At 46.6% G+C, this 17179-nt stretch carries 15 protein-coding genes; all 15 read right to left on the bottom strand.

What is annotated here, in order from left to right; translation table 11 throughout:
- Window positions 1–7: 7 nt before the first annotated feature.
- Window positions 8–787, bottom strand: coding sequence for an ABC transporter permease (locus tag LDN12_RS07180; protein ID WP_223921994.1), 780 nt, complete (start codon window positions 785–787; stop codon window positions 8–10).
- Window positions 788–807: 20 nt separating this feature from the next.
- Window positions 808–1734 carry a glycosyltransferase family 2 protein gene (locus tag LDN12_RS07175; protein WP_223921993.1) on the bottom strand — a complete coding sequence of 309 codons (927 nt, stop codon included), beginning with the start codon at window positions 1732–1734 and terminating at the stop codon, window positions 808–810.
- Between the two features lie 243 nt (window positions 1735–1977).
- The gene (locus LDN12_RS07170) at window positions 1978–2961 is read right to left on the bottom strand and encodes a glycosyltransferase family 2 protein (RefSeq protein ID WP_223921992.1); all 984 of its coding nucleotides are present in this window, start codon (window positions 2959–2961) and stop codon (window positions 1978–1980) included.
- A gap of 41 nt (window positions 2962–3002) precedes the next feature.
- The gene (locus LDN12_RS07165) at window positions 3003–4343 is read right to left on the bottom strand and encodes a polysaccharide pyruvyl transferase family protein (RefSeq protein ID WP_223921991.1); all 1341 of its coding nucleotides are present in this window, start codon (window positions 4341–4343) and stop codon (window positions 3003–3005) included.
- Window positions 4344–4377: 34 nt separating this feature from the next.
- Window positions 4378–5691, bottom strand: coding sequence for a glutamate-1-semialdehyde 2,1-aminomutase (locus LDN12_RS07160; RefSeq protein ID WP_374045039.1), 1314 nt, complete (start codon window positions 5689–5691; stop codon window positions 4378–4380).
- Between the two features lie 77 nt (window positions 5692–5768).
- Window positions 5769–7061, bottom strand: a complete 1293-nt coding sequence (locus tag LDN12_RS07155; protein ID WP_223921989.1) for a DUF4910 domain-containing protein — start codon at window positions 7059–7061, stop codon at window positions 5769–5771.
- On the bottom strand, window positions 7058–7585 hold the full coding sequence (rfbC, locus tag LDN12_RS07150) for a dTDP-4-dehydrorhamnose 3,5-epimerase (protein ID WP_223921988.1): 528 nt from the start codon (window positions 7583–7585) through the stop codon (window positions 7058–7060). The genes LDN12_RS07155 and rfbC overlap by 4 nt, the downstream gene beginning before the upstream one ends.
- Window positions 7582–8820 carry a class I SAM-dependent methyltransferase gene (locus LDN12_RS07145; protein WP_223921987.1) on the bottom strand — a complete coding sequence of 413 codons (1239 nt, stop codon included), beginning with the start codon at window positions 8818–8820 and terminating at the stop codon, window positions 7582–7584. Before LDN12_RS07145 ends, rfbC begins: the two co-directional genes overlap by 4 nt.
- A 66-nt stretch (window positions 8821–8886) precedes the next feature.
- On the bottom strand, window positions 8887–9936 hold the full coding sequence (locus tag LDN12_RS07140; protein WP_223921986.1) for an NAD(P)-dependent oxidoreductase: 1050 nt from the start codon (window positions 9934–9936) through the stop codon (window positions 8887–8889).
- Between the two features lie 76 nt (window positions 9937–10012).
- Window positions 10013–11278: a TIGR03016 family PEP-CTERM system-associated outer membrane protein gene (locus tag LDN12_RS07135; protein ID WP_223921985.1), complete on the bottom strand. Its 1266-nt coding sequence runs from the start codon at window positions 11276–11278 to the stop codon at window positions 10013–10015.
- Window positions 11278–12480 (bottom strand): XrtA/PEP-CTERM system-associated ATPase, encoded by a 1203-nt coding sequence (locus LDN12_RS07130; protein WP_223921984.1) that lies wholly within the window; start codon window positions 12478–12480, stop codon window positions 11278–11280. The genes LDN12_RS07135 and LDN12_RS07130 overlap by 1 nt, the downstream gene beginning before the upstream one ends.
- A 26-nt stretch (window positions 12481–12506) precedes the next feature.
- Window positions 12507–13346 carry an XrtA-associated tyrosine autokinase gene (locus LDN12_RS07125; protein WP_223921983.1) on the bottom strand — a complete coding sequence of 280 codons (840 nt, stop codon included), beginning with the start codon at window positions 13344–13346 and terminating at the stop codon, window positions 12507–12509.
- Window positions 13347–13390: 44 nt separating this feature from the next.
- Window positions 13391–14893 carry an XrtA system polysaccharide chain length determinant gene (locus LDN12_RS07120; RefSeq protein WP_223921982.1) on the bottom strand — a complete coding sequence of 501 codons (1503 nt, stop codon included), beginning with the start codon at window positions 14891–14893 and terminating at the stop codon, window positions 13391–13393.
- 40 nt (window positions 14894–14933) lie between these two features.
- Window positions 14934–15740 carry a polysaccharide biosynthesis/export family protein gene (locus LDN12_RS07115; RefSeq protein ID WP_223921981.1) on the bottom strand — a complete coding sequence of 269 codons (807 nt, stop codon included), beginning with the start codon at window positions 15738–15740 and terminating at the stop codon, window positions 14934–14936.
- Between the two features lie 36 nt (window positions 15741–15776).
- Window positions 15777–17174, bottom strand: a complete 1398-nt coding sequence (locus tag LDN12_RS07110) for a TIGR03013 family XrtA/PEP-CTERM system glycosyltransferase (protein WP_223921980.1) — start codon at window positions 17172–17174, stop codon at window positions 15777–15779.
- Window positions 17175–17179: the final 5 nt, after the last annotated feature.

Below are 17179 nucleotides of genomic sequence, written 5' to 3'. Positions count from 1 at the left end.
TTTCCGGTTATATGTATTCTGCGAACATGGGTTCAACTTTATTGAATATTTTTATTGACAACAGTAGCAAGAGAAAAGAAAAAACCGCACTATAAGCAACCCATTCCATATACAAAAACTGATCCATAACCAAACATCCGTTCAAGCATTCCAGGATTGGTGAAATGGGGTTTAAAAGTAACAACTTATCCCATGCCCCAAATAACTTTACTTCGTAGAAAACAGGAGTGAAGAAAATGGCGAATGTCAGTACAACTTCCACTATATACTTGACATCCCTGAAAAATAAATTTGCGGCCGATAACAAGATACTCAAACCAATCGTATAAACTATTAATATTACCAGCAATACTATGGCAAATAAACTTTTTGCGCTAAAACCGTATCCCAGGATCAACAGGAATATAACCATGAAAGATGCAGCAATGACGAAATCGATTAATTGAGAAAATACCGAGCTCAGGGGAAATATTATCTTGGGAAATTTTATTTTCGTTACTAAACTGAAATTTGAAGTCAGGCTGTTTGTTGAAAACCTAATTGATGAAACAAAAAATGACCAAGGAATAGCTTTTATGGATACACTGGCAATTTCATTATAAGAGAATTGCGTGCCGGCAACCTTTGACATGCTGTATTTCACGAGAATACCGGCAGATATGATAATGATCGGCATGAACAGGGCCCAGAGGATCCCCATAAAAGACTGCTTGTATTTTACTTTGATTTCTCTCCAGGAAATCATGTAGAAGAGATCTTTGTACTTGATAATATTAGAAATATCCATGAACCGTCTTTCCGTTACAGTTACCGGGTATTGGCACTACGCGGACCGGAATCGTTTCGATACTGATCGATCTCGCCTTTGATCATCCAGAAGTCAATTCCAGCATCAATCCTTGCGGACGTATTGAAAAAATTGATGATTCGCTTTACTGCCGTTTCCACAAACGACCTGACGAGGTATCTGGGAGCGTTGAAGAGGAAAGGTACATTCGGCTTTTCGCCGATTTTCGCATGGCTCCTGCCCAATCGATACGCTCTTCCATATAACCATTGCACTTCAAGCTGCTCAGGGCGAATCTGGTGATAAACCAAGCTGTTGGGCAGGAATATCGAATGATAGCCTTCCTTTTCCACCCTGATGGTAAACTCCGTTTCACTCCCTGAAATATAGTCCTTCCCGCATGGGCCTATACCCGTATTGAATCTCCGGTTCTCGGCAAAAAGATTGGCCCGGATTGCCATGTTGGGTCCCCACACGCGGTGCGCCTCATAGGGGCCCTCGGCAATATTCCAATCGGCAACGACATACGCGCCATTGAAAAAAGGATGTTTGTCCGAAATAGGTATATTTCCGGAAGGAAAATCAGGCAAAATCCTTCCTCCGAAAACAGAATACTCAGACCATCTCCGCGCCCCCCCCCACATTTCCATCAGCCAGTTGCTGTCAGCAATAACGTCATCATCGGTAAAGACATACAGCTCGCCTTTTGCTATTCCGATGGCCGTATTTAAAGCATAGTTTTTGCCTTTACGTTCTTCAGGCAAATAGAGTATCGGGAGCCTGCCGGTGTAGCTTTTTACCAGATTCAATACTTTATCATCATTGGCATTATCAACTACGATTAATTCCCAGTTAATGCCTTGTACATTTAAATTACAAAAACTATCCAATGTCTTAGTTAGAATAGTATTTCTATTATATGTTGCCAAGATAACCGAAATATCCATTTATTAACCCATAAGTGCTCGGCATGGCCTGGCATGTGTTATTAAAAACAATCTCCCAAGGTGATTGCCGGATCACTTCGCAATGTTTTTGCAAATGAAATAAGCTAGTTGAAAGTTTAATGCTTGAAATTGTATACCACATCCCATATAAAAACAATCACATAATATATTTTAACATCTTTATAACTTATTGATATTAAAGTTAAATTTTTGCCCCAAAAATCAACTGAAAGAATATGAATATTATTTCAACTTTAAAATCAGTAATCTGACATTAAACATATTTTTAAGCAAATATATGATTCTGTACTTCATAAGCTTAAATAAATTTATTTTATAATCAATGCTTTTAAGGTTATTACTGTGGTAGTCGTAATAATCTCGCCATGACGATGTCATGAAATAGGTGCCGAGAAACTGATAGTATCTATATTCCACATTTTCAAGACATTTTATATATTCCGGTCCATCCAGATACAGTTTGCCAAATTTGACAACTGTTATTAATTTATCAACCAGATAGAAGGGATCAAATTTCCTGATACGCGACGTCAACGATTCGTTTTCTCTACGGGTAAATGTGAGAACTTTATGAACAAAACCGAAATTATTATCGTAAAGAATCTCATAGCATGATTCCGTATCTTCATGCGGACAATTCTCTTTATAAAATGGACTGCGGCTTCTCACAATATCGGATCGCAGCAATATCGACGTTGCCGACCCGAATACAAAGAAATCTTCAAGTAAGGATTTTCTACAAATATCTCTCCCCGAGAATATCGTTTCTGGATATGGCAATCCGTCACAATTCACTCTGCAGTCGTCCAGGCGGTAAGCACCAACAATTCCCACAGCAGGGTCGGATTCTGCTACTGAAACCATTTCCCTGATACAATCCGGGAAAATCCAATCATCTGCCTGCACGATTTTGCAATACCTGCTCTGTTCCGATATCTGCTTCAACGCATGGTTGTAATTTTGCACTTGCTGCAGAAATATTTCATTTTTCACAATCCTGATTCTGGGGTCCATGCTTTCAAAGTTGCGTGCAATTTCAAGCGATCCATCGCTGCTGCAATTATCGACAAGAACATATTCAAAATTATTATAGTTCTGGTTTAATACACTCTCTATACATTCCGAAAGGTACTGTTCGGCATTGTAAAATGGTGTTACAACGCTGACAAAAGGTTCATCTGTATATTCTGAGTTATTATTGCTCATAACTTTGCATGTTTCGTGACATAGTATATTAAAGACAAGAGTTAGTACGCAGCATGCCTGAAGACAAGGTCGTATTGTTCATCAAGCAGGGCGGTGTACATGGATGTTTTATCACGCAATACCCCTTTAATTGCTTCTTCGCTTGAAACTATTCTGGCAAAGGCTTCAGATATGGTATCAGCATTGAATTCTTCGATATTCAGGCAGAAATCTTTCTGGCCATTATTTGCCATATGAATATCAACTTTCGGATCGTGGGATAATGCCAGAACCGGAAGATTGAGCATGTGTGACAAAATAACACCATGCAGCCTGCTCGCTACCACAAAATCGACTCCGGACAGTTGTGTGAGAAGATCGCGAACGGTGATTTCCGGGATACCCGGCTGCAAACAACCCTCCCCTCTTACGTGCAGAGAGGCGAGCACGTTCCTGACATCATCAATTGTTGACAGGTCCGATGCGGTGGATGCGAATAAAAGTATTTCATAGTCTGAATTAAGCAACCAGGCAACGAAATTGGCAAGCCTGAGGATGTAATCGTCATACAGTTCCTGATCTTGCCTGGGCCACGTACGCGGATCACAATATGATATGGGACTTACGGCAACGATTGGTCTTTTGGAAGGCCGGTTGCATTTCTTTCGATACGCATCAAGCGGCAGGCTGTATGCCAAATCCGGCAATACACGATCATTGTGCGTTATGGCGATGTTCTGCAAGCGCTCTTTGGAAACCTCGTCCCGAAAAGACCGATAATACGCAAGGCTAAGCGCCCCCTTGATAAAACGGCGACTCAGACGGAAGTCAAGGGATGATGTCCCCACACTCATGAAAACAAATCTCGTGCGTGTCAACCTGGCGATCAAGGCCCATTTCAGCAATGCATACGGCTGCCCCCATGGCCCGCCCCAGAAATCATCGAGCTGCCCCCCGCCCGATACTATGAGTAGTTGGAAACCTTTCAGTATCCTCACTGATCGGCTGAAATGAGCGCATTCCCTGATTATCAATCTTAGAATGGCTCCGGCGTCTTCCGCCTTATGCTGTATGAATTTGGCAAAGTTATACAGAAAAGGAATTTTTTTTATCATGGCAACGCAAAAATGCTGCAGGGTTGCTGAAGACTCACCTGGCTGAAAAGAGTTATGGCCGGCTTCCTGTGAAATGTGATAGCCGTTTGTGGAAAAGGATGAGATGGGGTATGTCGGTATATTGTGCCGCTTCCGGGTGTCCTCGGGATTCAGAGTAAAACCGCAGATCTCCGCGTCGGGTATCCGACGTTTGATGTGATGAATCATAGCCTCCTGGATTGCCGCATCCCCAAGGTTTCCCCAACCGCAGGGACTAAGGAGGCCAATTTTAACGGTCGAATTTCGCATTATCTTAACGTACCTACCCTGTTTGAGTCAGGAGTCAGTTGTATTTTCTGAAAACCGGCTTGAGCGGCCTGCCAATCAGATATTTCTCTACGCCCTCATCCAGGGCCTTCCGGTATATATGCAACGCTTCGCCAATGCCCTGGACGGTCTGTTCAATATCCTTTTCCCGGTGAGAATAGCTAATGACCAGCGAGGGCATGAGCAGACCGTTCCTGATGGTCTCCTGAAGAAACAGGGCCCTGAACTCCTGGGAAGGATTTTTTTCCTGGTCCTTTGTGGCATACACAAGGTTACAGGGTTGGCCTAGAAGCTGAAAATAATCTTCCAGTTTCAGAGATGCGATGATTTCATTGACTCTTTGACGCAGGACATCCCCAAACGTCCACAAATGTTCAATGACGTTATGCTCCCTGTACACCTTGATAGTTGCCAAAGTGGCGGCCAAGGCATGATTTTCGGCACCTTGCGTTGTCGAGAGCAGGAAAACCCTTTCCTTGTCATGGGTGATCCCGCCGAGATCCATGATCTCCCGTTTGCCGGCCAGAGCGGCTATGGAAAAACCATTGCCCATTGCCTTTCCAAACGTGGACAAATCGGGCTTCACCCCATAGTAGTTCTGCGCTCCCTTGAGATGCCAGCGAAATCCGGTTATCATTTCATCGAGAATCAGAACAGTACCATGCTTGGTACAGAGCTTCCTGACTTCATTCAGAAAACCCTCCTCAGGCTCGACCGAGGTTGCTGCTTCAAGAAAAAGGCAGGCAATCTGGCCCGGATATTCATCAAACAGGGAAACGACACTCGAAATGTCGTTGTACTTGAATTTGACGGTAAGATTTCTGATCGCTTCAGGAATGCCGGCAGCCATTGGCGTTGAACCGATAAACCAGTCATCGACCGAAAAAAACGGGTGGTCCTGACAGACTGCTATCAAGTCCCTCCCCGTATACGCGCGAGAAAGCCGGGCTGCCGCTGTTGTCGCATCCGAACCATTTTTCGCGAACTTGACCATGTCAGCGGCGTCGATGAGCTCAACCATCATTTCCGCGCACTCGACCTCGATCGCCGATGGACGGGTATAATTGTTGCCGAGCAGCATCTGCCGGTAGGCAGCATCGACGACTGATGGATATGCATGGCCCAACGTCACGGCCCTCAGCCCCATCCCGTATTCGATGAACTCATTGCCATCCAGGTCCCAGACCCGGCACCCCTCCCCCTTGGATATGAAACCTGGTGAATGTACGGGGTACTGATCATCACCTTTTGCATACGTGTGACAGCCACCCGGAATAAGTGCGTGTGCCTTCGATCTGAGTTTGTCCGAATTGTCGAAATTCATGTGCATGTCCTAGCAGTTAATTTTTTATTGCCGTCATTATAACAGCTCAGGTGCGTGTTGCATTGATCGTCACCTGAAATTCATCATGTTTCACAAATAAGTGAATGCTCGACGAGAAGTTCAGCCGCCTGATGTACACGATCAAAACTCAAACCCGATTCTTCGGCTATGTCCAGCAAGGTATGTTCGCCATCGGATAGATTGAGCACCCAGAGCATTGCCATCTCATTGTCGCCAATAGTGTCATAGAGCCCCCGTTTGCCCAGTTGAGGCTCACAATAAGGATTTTGCGTCATATACAAGCCATTATTTTCCAGGAGGCGGAGAACGTCCCAGACAACGCCAAAAGTCTCTCCGAGCTTTTCCGGCGAAATAAAAGCGAGGTTGTCTGCGGAGGTGTGATACTCGGGATATTCTCTGAATGGGGTACGGGAGAGTCGGCCTACCGGCAGATTGAAACCGGGGGAGCAATACTGACGCTCATCATAGCCGTAGGGTGAAAAATCATGTAGTGCAAACTCATGCCCGGAATGTTTCAGAATATGAGCAAAGGCACGGTCTATCTGCGCGTTGCCGCGACGGCTTTTTTTGTAGGAGAAGCCACCAGAGTCACCAACCCCGGAGATCACCAGCCCATGCCTGATCCGTGCAACGGCCTCCCGGTTCAGCGCCAGCCAGGTAATTGCCCCGATCGTGCCGGGTATGAAAATGATGCGATAGGAATAATGATTCGGCTGCGCGAGCAAACGCTCTCCCAGCAGTGTTGCCAGGCTCACCCCCGATAAATTGTCATTACACAGCGAGGGATGGCAAATGTGGCAGGAAATAAGGATCTCATCCTGCAGCTGACCGGGGATGAACAGCTCCCCGTATGTCAAATGTCCCTCTTCAAGCTCCGAATCGATGAATACCTCGTAATCGCCCTCTCCCAGAGTCAGGAATTGCCGATGGCTGAGACAGAACCCCCAGCTCTCCTTATAGTAGGATGTTTTGTACTGTATCCAGTCGGGATGATCGCTCAGGGTGTGGAGATGTTCTTTCAATTGATCCAGCGGAATTGTCTCATGAACCGGTATGCTGTAATTGACCACATGAAGGTTGGAGTCTTTGAAGTCTATGATCTTCTTGCCATGGGGATCCTTCACATACGCATCTTTAATATTCCATTCTTTTGGCACCGTCCAGTCGAACACAGGGGTTCCCGTGGGCACTTCCCTGATCTGCAGAGGGATGCGTTGCGATAGAATCCCGAGAGAGTCGCGAACCCCGTTGCCGGTTATGCTCCTGCAAATGGGATACAATTCGGCAACCAGACGGTAAGCCTCGGCACCTATCGATTTTGCTTCGGGTGTATGATGAAGGCCCTGTCCGTTCATGGCGAAAAGTTCGGGTACGTTCTGTCGCGTTCGGAAATCACGGAAATATCGCAAGGCCATTGAATCGCGAAGGCCGGATCATCCCAGCGCACCCCTTTGGCGTTGTCCGGGATATAAAACTCGGACATCTGGTAAAAAACCTCGGTATTCTCCTCCATGGTCTGGAAGCCATGGGCAAACAGCTCGGGAATATAAAGCATGCATCTGTTTTCTTCGGAAAGCACGACACCAAAATGTTTCCTGTAGGTAGGCGACCCGGGGCGGAGGTCTATGATGACGTCGTAAACAGCCCCCCTGGTGCAACGGACCAGCTTGGCTTCACCGGAAGGTTCCTGGTAGTGCATCCCGCGTACCGTACCCTTGCGATGATTAAAAGAAATATTGCACTGGGCAATCTGGGGCTTCATTCCCTTGGCCTCAAACTCCCTCTGGCAGAACGTGCGGGCAAAAAAACCGCGCTCGTCCTGCAACCTCTCAGGTTCTATAACCCAGGCACCAGCTAATTCAACGGGAGTAAAGATCATGGAAAGACCTTTACTTCGGGAATGGGTATGACAAACTTGCCCCCCCACTCCCTGATATAGTTGTTCTGCTCCATTATTTCTTCCTTGAAATTCCAGGGGAGGATCAAAAGGTAGTCCGGCTTCGTTTCCATGATCTTCTCAGGATCATATATCGGGATATGGGTCCCGGGCAGGAACTTCCCCTGTTTGTAGGGATTGCGGTCCACTGTGTAATCAAGGAAATCGGTACGGATGCCGCAGTAATTGAGGAGCGTGTTTCCCTTGCCGGGGGCGCCATAGCCGGCGACACTTTTCCCTTCCCGTCGGGCGGAAATCAGGAATTGAAGCAGTTTACGCTTGGTTTCCTTGACCTTTTCCGCAAAATCCCCGTACGAATCAAGCCGGGGGATCCCGGAAGCGACCTCGCGCGCCCGGAGTTCATGGACCCGCGGGGATACCTCGCGGGAAACATTCTCGGTGTGTCGGGCAAATATCCTGAGGGAGCCGCCGTGGGTGGGCAACTCTTCCACATCAAACAGGGTCAGCCCGTGGGCGGCAAAGATCTTTTCCGCGGTAATGAATGAAAAGTAGAAAAAATGCTCGTGGTAGATGGTGTCGAACTGATTTTCCTCCATGAGCCGCATGAGGTGGGGGAACTCTATGGTGATGACGCCCTCGGGCTTGAGCAGGATCTTCAACCCCTTCACAAAATCGTTGATGTCCGGCACCTGGGCAAGCACATTGTTCCCCAGGAGAAGGTCGGCTGATTTTCCCTCTGCGGCCAGAAGGCGCGCCGTCTGCTCGCCAAAAAATTCCACCCGCGTCGGCACGCCCTTTTGTATCGCCACCTCCGCCACATTGCGGGCCGGTTCGATGCCGAGCGCCGGAATGCCCCGTGCGACGCAATACTGTAAGAGATAACCGTCATTGCTGGCCACCTCAACAACCAAGGAGGACTGATCGAGCCCGAACCTGTCGGTAGCCATTTCCACATAGTTCTCGGCATGTTTCAGCCAGTCGCTCGAATAGGATGAAAAATAGGCATACTCAGTAAAAATGTTCTGCGGGTCCACATATTCTTCCAGTTGTACCAGAAAGCAGTTGCCGCAAACCCGGACGTGGAGAGGATAAAACGGTTCCATCCTGTTCAATTGCTCCGAGCTGACATAGCTTTCACACAAAGGCGACATACCCAGATCAACAAACGTATAGTGGAGATTTTCACCGCAGAACAGGCATTTGCTTTCAGTCTGCATTACTAAAACTCCTTTTTCAGACCCGGAATTGTCCGGCAAGATCATTATGTTATGTACGGCAAAACCCTAAATCTGTGGACTCCATCGAAGTGTAGCGTCCAAAAATCCTTTTTCACGAAGGTGGTTCAGTTGAACAAGGCGCATAAAAGGCGAACTGCGGAAGTTTTCGTCCTTGAAGTTCATGGCAAGCAATCCCTCCTTTAATTCGCGGATGGATGCCTCCAAGTCATACATCGGTTGGTGATTGGGGGCGACCTGCCTGAACAGATCAAAATTTACCCGATAGGAACGCTTGTCCGGCTGGGCATTTTCGTTAACCTGGACAGTCACCCCAGGTAGTACTCTTGCCACCGCCTCGGCCAACTGCCTGACCTGGTAATTGCCCTGTTCGCATCCGATATTGACCGCGAAGAAATCCCCCAATGAAGGATTCCGGCTAACCGCCCATTCGAAGGCCCTTGCCATGTCCTTGACGTTAATCAAAGGCCGCCATGGGGTACCATCACTAAGAATGGATATCTGTTTCGAGGAAATTGCCCCGGCGACAAAATCGTTAAGAACCAGATCCAGCCGCAGCCTTTCGCTCAGGCCGCAGGCTGTGGAAAAGCGAAGACAGGTTACCATGAACCCGTCTCCAGCCTGTTGGCGTAAATCCCTTTCCGTGAAAACTTTGGAACGGGCATAGGCCGTGAGGGGGTTCAAGGTGTCGTTCTCGGTTTTGGCGCTCCCTTCGGCTGAACCGTACATGCTGCAGCTCGAAGCAAAGATAAAGGCTTTGACACCTGACTTTTTCGCCTTGATCGCCAAATCGACGCTTGCACGATGGTTGATATCCATGGTCACCGATTCGTACAAATTACCCATTGGGTCATTTGAGATTGCCGCAAGATGAATGATTGCATCAACGCCTTCCAGGGCGGCTTCGGGAAATTGCCGTACATCGGCAAAATATTGCTGATCGAGCCGCAACTCGGGAACCGTATCCTGGGGGATTGAGCACCCGGCAAAATAACCCGCATCGACCCCTATCAAGTGGGCTCTGGGGTATGTGGACCGCAATTGCTTGGTGACCGAGGGCCCCACATATCCCATATTTCCCGTGATCAAAATTTTCATGTCACTCCCCCTGTTTATGTTCAGAACAGTACCATCGATGAATCGGGACCCACGACCGGAACGGATGAATGGGTCGCTACCAGGCTTTTTTCAGCTCGATAATGCCGCGATTGATCTCTCTTGCACCAGTTGCGTCGTTCAAGTCATTACGGAAGGTTTCATATGTGTAGTTCAGGCTGACCATGAAATCGCGGTTAAAACTATAACTGAGCCCACTCGTTGCGTTCAGGTGATATCGAAAGTCAGTCACCGTACTCTCTTGGTAGTAACGATCGGCAGTCACAACAAGGCTGGCAATTAGGCTTTCCATGACCTCGTACCGGCCATTTCCAGAAAAAGAGAGCTTGCGCTGGCTGTTTACTCCGGTTTGGGTATCTTCATACTCTGTGTACGTACTGGAAAAACCAACGGCACCACGCTGCAGAACCTTATCGAGCTTGCCGATGTAATTCGTTGTTTTGGTCGAAACCGCCAACGGGTCCTCGGTTGTTTGAACACTCGATTCAAGCGTTGCCACGGCAATGCCGAAATCATGGATGATCCCAGCGTCCCAGAACAAGAACCTCACGTTCACACCATTATTGAACATTTGCCAGGTATTACCAATTTTGCCAAAAATGGAAGACTTATCGGCATATTGATAGTTAAATCCACCATATACATCATGAGTATCGTAGCTGAATGGCGTTGTTTTGTTCCGTGAGTAGTCATATCCCGCTGAAAGGCTGAACTTTGACGACAACTCATGTTTAAGTTCAGCAAACGCGCCATGTTCGCGTTTTTCGATGCCCTCCCCCCAGTAACGCGTGTCGATATAACGGTAGCCGGTTTTGAGTGTGCTCTTTTCCCCCAGCCGCCACTGGAGATAGGGGGAAACGGTTGCAATGTTCTGGTCGGTTTGATTGAGAAAAAGACTGCTCTCCGTGGTCACGTCACGGGCAACATCGAGTGACACACGGTGATACGTGTCAGCGACATCGAGAAACAGGAAATTGTTCAGTAATGATATGTTTCCCTTCAAGTTCGCACTATGATTGTATTGGTCACTTTGACTCTTTTGGGCGTACTTTCGGTATTCGAACGTATAATCCGCATCCCAATTCCAAAAGGGAGCCAGATAATGAAATGTCGCTCCGGGCATTACACGGGTAATATAATCCGTCTGTTTGTTGGAAGAGGTCTCGTAGATGTTGTCATTGACTTCTTCGCTGACCGACAAGGAAGGTTTGAACTCCATTTCAGCGGCGCAGGCTTGCTCGACAGCCCCTGCCAACAGACCGATGCCGAGGAGGCTCGTCACCATCAGCAAACGCATCATTCCCGCCTGAAAGAAACTATTCATTACTTTCTCCTGCTGAAGGGATCGCCGCCGAAGACCCTACGGACAAAACCTACGTTAGTGGATTCATGCGATATATCCGTTGGGATTTCACTTTTGTTCGGTACGGCAATTTCATCCAGCTTTCTAAGAAGGCTGAATATTTGGGAGTCCGATTTTGCCATATGCGAGGTGACATTGTTCTGGAGCTGGGTAAAACGGTCCTGAAACTCATTGAGTACGGTTTGGACCTGGCTGCCGCCGAGATTGTTCTCAAGAGCATCCATTCGCCGGGAAATGTCGGTCAACATGTCGCTGACGTCCTGGTTCAGCGATCCCTCCGCAGATCGTTGCAGGCAAGCACCAGCATCAGCCGGTTGACCTCCCGGCGGCACCGTGACAGTCGCTGACCAGAAATGGTTATCGAAATCCAGATCACCTATGACCTCCCGCACCATTTCGACAGGAATCACTCTCATTTCCTCCGCAAAGGCGGAAAGCATCAGAAAATCGCAGATTATGTTGATCAGGCGCGGGATTCCCTTACTATAGCGGAAGACGACATCCAGCGATTCGAATGGAAATTCCACTGCCAAAGCGTTTCCCGCCACCTCAAGACGATGCATTATGTAACGCTCCGTTTCCTGGCGGTTCAACGATTGCAGATGGCAGTTAATACTGATCCGCTGTCGCAATTGACGTAGGCTGGGGGCAGAGAGGATTGTTCTCAGTTCCGGCTGCCCTACCAGGATGATTTGCAGCAGCTTACAGTCAGAGGTTTCCAAATTCGAGAGCATTCGGACCTCCTCCAGTAGTTCCTCCGCAAGATTCTGTGCTTCATCGATGATCAGAATCGGGTGGTTGCCGCGCGCGTACTGTTCAACCAGGAATTCGTTCAGGTCCCTGATCAGGGTCACCTTATCCTTGTTCTGTGTTTGCAGGCCAAAGTCATCATTGATCATTGCCAGCAATTGTTCCGAGGTAACTCGCGTGTTAAAGACCTTTGCAAGAACCAGTTGTTCATAACGCTTATTGAGCAAATCCCTAATTATAGTCGTCTTACCCGACCCAACTTCACCGGTAAGTAAAATGAAGCCTGCTCGTTCCCTGATACCATAATCTAAAAAAGTGAGGGCCTTTTTATGGGACTTACTCAGGTAGATAAACTTTGGGTCAGGGACTAATTCAAATGGTTTAACGCGCAAATTATAAAATGTTTCGTACATACATACTCCACACTCGGGTAGTTTCCTTACGACGCTTTGGCAGCGTATTCCCGGTAATAGGAATAACGCTCATCATGGCGGTCGAGCATGGCGTCGTTATAAACCATTCCCAACAGTTCACAGCCTTTTAATGACTCAACCGCTTCTTTAATATTCTCCTGCGAGGCAAGACGTTCTTTGACAACAAACAGGACCCCGTCAACCAGATGTGCCAGTGAGCGGGTTTCTGCAAAAGGAAGGATTGGTGGGGTATCAAATATGATATAACGATCATGATACCGATATTTCATCTCCTCAATAAAGCCCCGCATTCTCTGGGAAGTAAAGAGTTCAACCGGATTAGGAACTGAACGCCCCGCCGGGATTACTGAAAGCTTGCCTATCCCTGTACCGATGATTGTTTCACCAATATCGGTCTCGCCCAGAAGACAGTCGGAGAACCCAACCTTCCAGTTCATATTGAGATAGCTCTGGACTGCCGGTCGTCGTAGATCGGCATCCACCAACAAAACGGTATGATCAAACTCCTGGGCCAAGCTAATAGCTAAATTTAGGGCGGTGAGGGTTTTCCCTTCGTGCGGCACGGCACTGGTGACCATGAGCGTGTTTTTGAAAAACCCCTCGCCTTTGGTCATCTTCACCAGCACTGATTTCAACTTCCGAAATTCTTCTGCGGTGGAGGAGAGAGGATCATTCAGATTAACGAGATAAGGACTGTCGGAAATAATTTTTTGCTCAGTCCCCATAGTTGGCGGGATATGTATCGTCGACTTACTATGATATGCCTGTTTTCGTTCCCCAGGAGGAGAGACAATACCCTCTCTGAGTTGAGCCGCTTTTTCCATTGCTTTTTCAATTCTACTCATACATCAGCCCTTTCGTCCCCATATTGCCCATGATTATACTCAATTCATCGCAAATTATCCTTAATTCCCTGAACAAGATCGCTGAGGTTTATATTGTTAAATATTTTATCTACATACGTGGATCCCATTAGCTCCATAGCCGGGAAGCAGAGTATAAAAAGAAAGTAGATACTGGCAATAGTAAACAGTCGGGTAGCTCTCCTGCGCTGTGCCGCAAGTTCTCGTGCGTCATTAATATGTGGGATAACGGCCAATACCGGAACATTAAAATCCTTGATGAAATTCACATCCTTGACAGAGGTATCCATCTGATCAAGCAACAATAAAATTCCAAAACTTCCAGCTATACCACCGATAATCCCCATCAACATGATTTTCAGCCGATTGGGGCTTACCGGTTTGGTCGGCAATATTGCTGGATCAACGACACGGAACGTTGTTGATTTATCTTGAACCTCCATCTGCTTTGAGACCTCCGACTGGCCGTGACGGGCAAACAGTTGATCATAGATATTTTTCTGGTTGTTCTTCTCCAACTCTAGCTTATCGAGCCCTGCCTTCGCAGACGGAATGTTTCGAAGCAGTGACTGATTTGTGGCAATATATCGGCGCATACCCTCTTCACTCACCTTAATGGCGGCAATCTCTGCATCGATCTTTGCCAACTCAGTTGGGTCGAGTGATTGGTACCCCATATCGGCATGGCCTTTCATCTGCTCCTGGATGGTTTCTATTTCACCTTTTATTCTGATAACTTCCGGATAATTATCGGTATACTCGGAGCGTAAATCTCCCAGTTTTTTCTGTAACGAAAGTAGCTTTGCCTGAAGTGGGTTCCCACTTTTTTTCGTAACCTGCCGCATACCTTCCAACTGTCGTCGTTTCAACTCCATATCGTACAATTTTTGTTGTGCTGTATTAATCTCTTCAAAGAGCTTTCCTTCATCAATTGCTATAACGCTACCCTTGTCCCGTTTATAGGCGTTCACATCATTTTGAGCTTTTTCCAGTTTTGCTTTAAACGTATTGATTTGTTCAGAAAGAAACTTTGTAGCATCATAAGACTCATCACGTTTTGATGAGGTATTTTCCTCAATATAAAGACGAACCAATGTATTGACAAAATCCCTGGCTGTTTTGGGGTTACTATCTTTATAAGAAATTATAAATAGATTCTTATCCTTAACTTGTATATCGATGTTCTTTTGTAATTTTTTCACTAATTCTTCATTATCAATTCTGATATTCGGTGCTAAGTTCATATCAATAGTGTCAGCAGCTTTAGAAAGCAGCGTGCGACTGGTTATTGCATACGTAAGGACCTTTATAGTGTCTTCCATTGAAGGCGTGACAGTAATACCTTTCACCAACTCGCTAATTACATTCTTCTCAATGAATACAGTGCTTTTGGCTTCATACTTTTTGGGCAGCACAAAACTTAAGATAATTCCTGCTGTCATAATAAGCAAAGCCAGCACCACAAATAACTCTTTGCGTCTGATCAGGAGTTGTAAATATTTTTTGTAATCAAATTCCGAAGACTGCATAGACACCTCATGCGTAATATTTTACTTAATAAACCACCATTCAGAAAAGGCTTTCCTTCACAAGAACATAATCACCGGCCTCCAACATCAAATTCTGAGACAGGTCGCCTTGCTTAAAAAGTTTTTTTGCCTTGACCTCCAGGGATTTTTCTTCCTGCCCGATTTTTCTCCTGATAACAATATCATCCTGGTCTGCAAACTTGGTAAATCCTCCCGCTTCAAGTATTGCTTCCATAACTCTCATACCCTCCCTATACTCAATGGCTTTGGGAGTATTGACGGCACCGAGAACATAGACATTCTTATCAAGCAGTAGCGGAATAAACAGTGAATCGCCGGGTTCCAGCAGAATATCGTTTTCCGCCTCACCCTTAATAAACAGTTTATAAAAACCCTCTTTTAGCTTTTTCCCGTTCCGCAACAGATATGCCTTCCTGAGGTCGGCCGTCTTTACCTCCCCAAGCGTACATAAAAGCTGTAAGAGTGTTGTTCGTCGCTGAAGATCGTATACCCCCGACTTTATTCCGGCGCCATAGATATACACCTTGCTGTTGGTGATCTCTTTTACGGTAACGGTGACAATCGGATTCTTAACAAGTTCCTTGAGCCTCGCAGCCAGGGATACCTGCAAACCTGTTGGAGTACTACCACTTGCGGCCACATCCCCCAGACCAGGGACAGTAATCTTGCCATCCGGACGCACTTTCACGGAGAACGTCAGCTCTTTTACCCCCCATACGGCAATATCCAGGCCGTCGCCCTCGCCGATCACATAATCCGCCGCACTGGACGCCAAGGGGATCATTAAGAGCATGCCGATACATACCATTGCAAACGTAATTCTCATAAGTTCCTCGCTAATTTGTGGTTAGTTACAGGGATGCTACTGTCCACCACGGCCAAAGAGGACCACCTTGATGGTTTCAAAAAAAATCAGCGTGTCCAGAAACGGACTGAGATTTTTGATATAGAAAAGATCATAGCGCAATTTTTCAATGGCATCTTCCACTGATGACCCGTACGGGTATCGCACTTGTGCCCACCCGGTTAGCCCAGGTTTTATGAAGTGCCGTTTTGAATAATACGGAATTACTTGCTTCAATTTTTCAACAAATTCGGGGCGTTCCGGCCGAGGTCCAACAAAGCTCATATCACCCTTCAATACGTTATAGAGCTGGGGGATTTCATCAATTCGAGACTTTCTGAACAAACTTCCGAGTTTTGTCACGCGGAGGTCGTTCTTGACAGCCCATATGGCGCCGGACTTTTCTTCCGCATCCTGACACATGGTTCTGAACTTGTATAAGTTGAACATTTTTTCTTTGTTCCCGACACGAATTTGTTTAAAAAATACAGGGCCGGGTGAATCGAATTTAATGGCAAGAGCAATAATGGGGAAAAAGGGAAGCGTCAGAAACAAGCCGGCCAAAGACAATACAATATCGATATAACGCTTGCAAAGACTGAAATAGATTGACCTTCGAAAGCCTGTGGAGAAAATAATCCAGCTTGGGGTGATATGTTCAAGCATGAGTTTGCCATGGACAAGTTCATAGAAAGAGGGAGCATCCATGACCTCCATCCCGTTCAACTTGCAACGCAGTACGTCTCTAAGCGGGAAAACGCCTCTTCTCTCGGACAATGCAACGACAATTAGATCTGCTTGCGATTTGAGCATTGCCGCCATCAGGTCATCGGCGCTTCCAACGACCAAGTCATGAGAAACGACAATATTCTCACTTTGTCTTTCGTTTTCGCTTGCACCATTACAGTTGCATGACGCGTATCCAGCCAAGACGAAATTACGATCATGTGACGAACAAAATTCTCCAACCTGGCTAGCCAAGGGGCCGGTACCCAACACTAAAACTCGTCGGCAGAATCTCGGGTTATGGCGACCGACCAGGTAAAAGACCACATGCCAACCATATTGAAGAAAGGCGAAAAAAATTATTGAAAGTAGTAAAATACCACGCCCAAGCATAATAGCTGGGTCTATATAATAGATAATGGAGAGGAAAAAAAATGAAGCCGCTGCACTGAGCAGTGTATTAATAAAGATTTCCCGTTTTCTGGTATTTCTGTCGAAATCATAAGTATCCATCAGGTGCGAAGAGAACAATATTGCTATTACAAAAATGACTACGATAAAATACGTCGAGGTATCGGACAATTTAGTGGTGGCTTCCAAGTAGCCAAGCCTCACCACAGCGGCCGTACAGAGAGCCACCAAAGCAAAAAAAACATCAAAAATTATGAGTATAAGCCAGCGTAAGCTCATGTAAG

The organism is Geobacter sp. AOG2, from assembly GCF_019972295.1.
GTDB lineage: Bacteria > Desulfobacterota > Desulfuromonadia > Geobacterales > Pseudopelobacteraceae > Oryzomonas.
The sequence above is the reverse complement of the archived record's forward strand: the minus strand, read 5'-3'. Positions and strand labels throughout refer to the sequence as shown.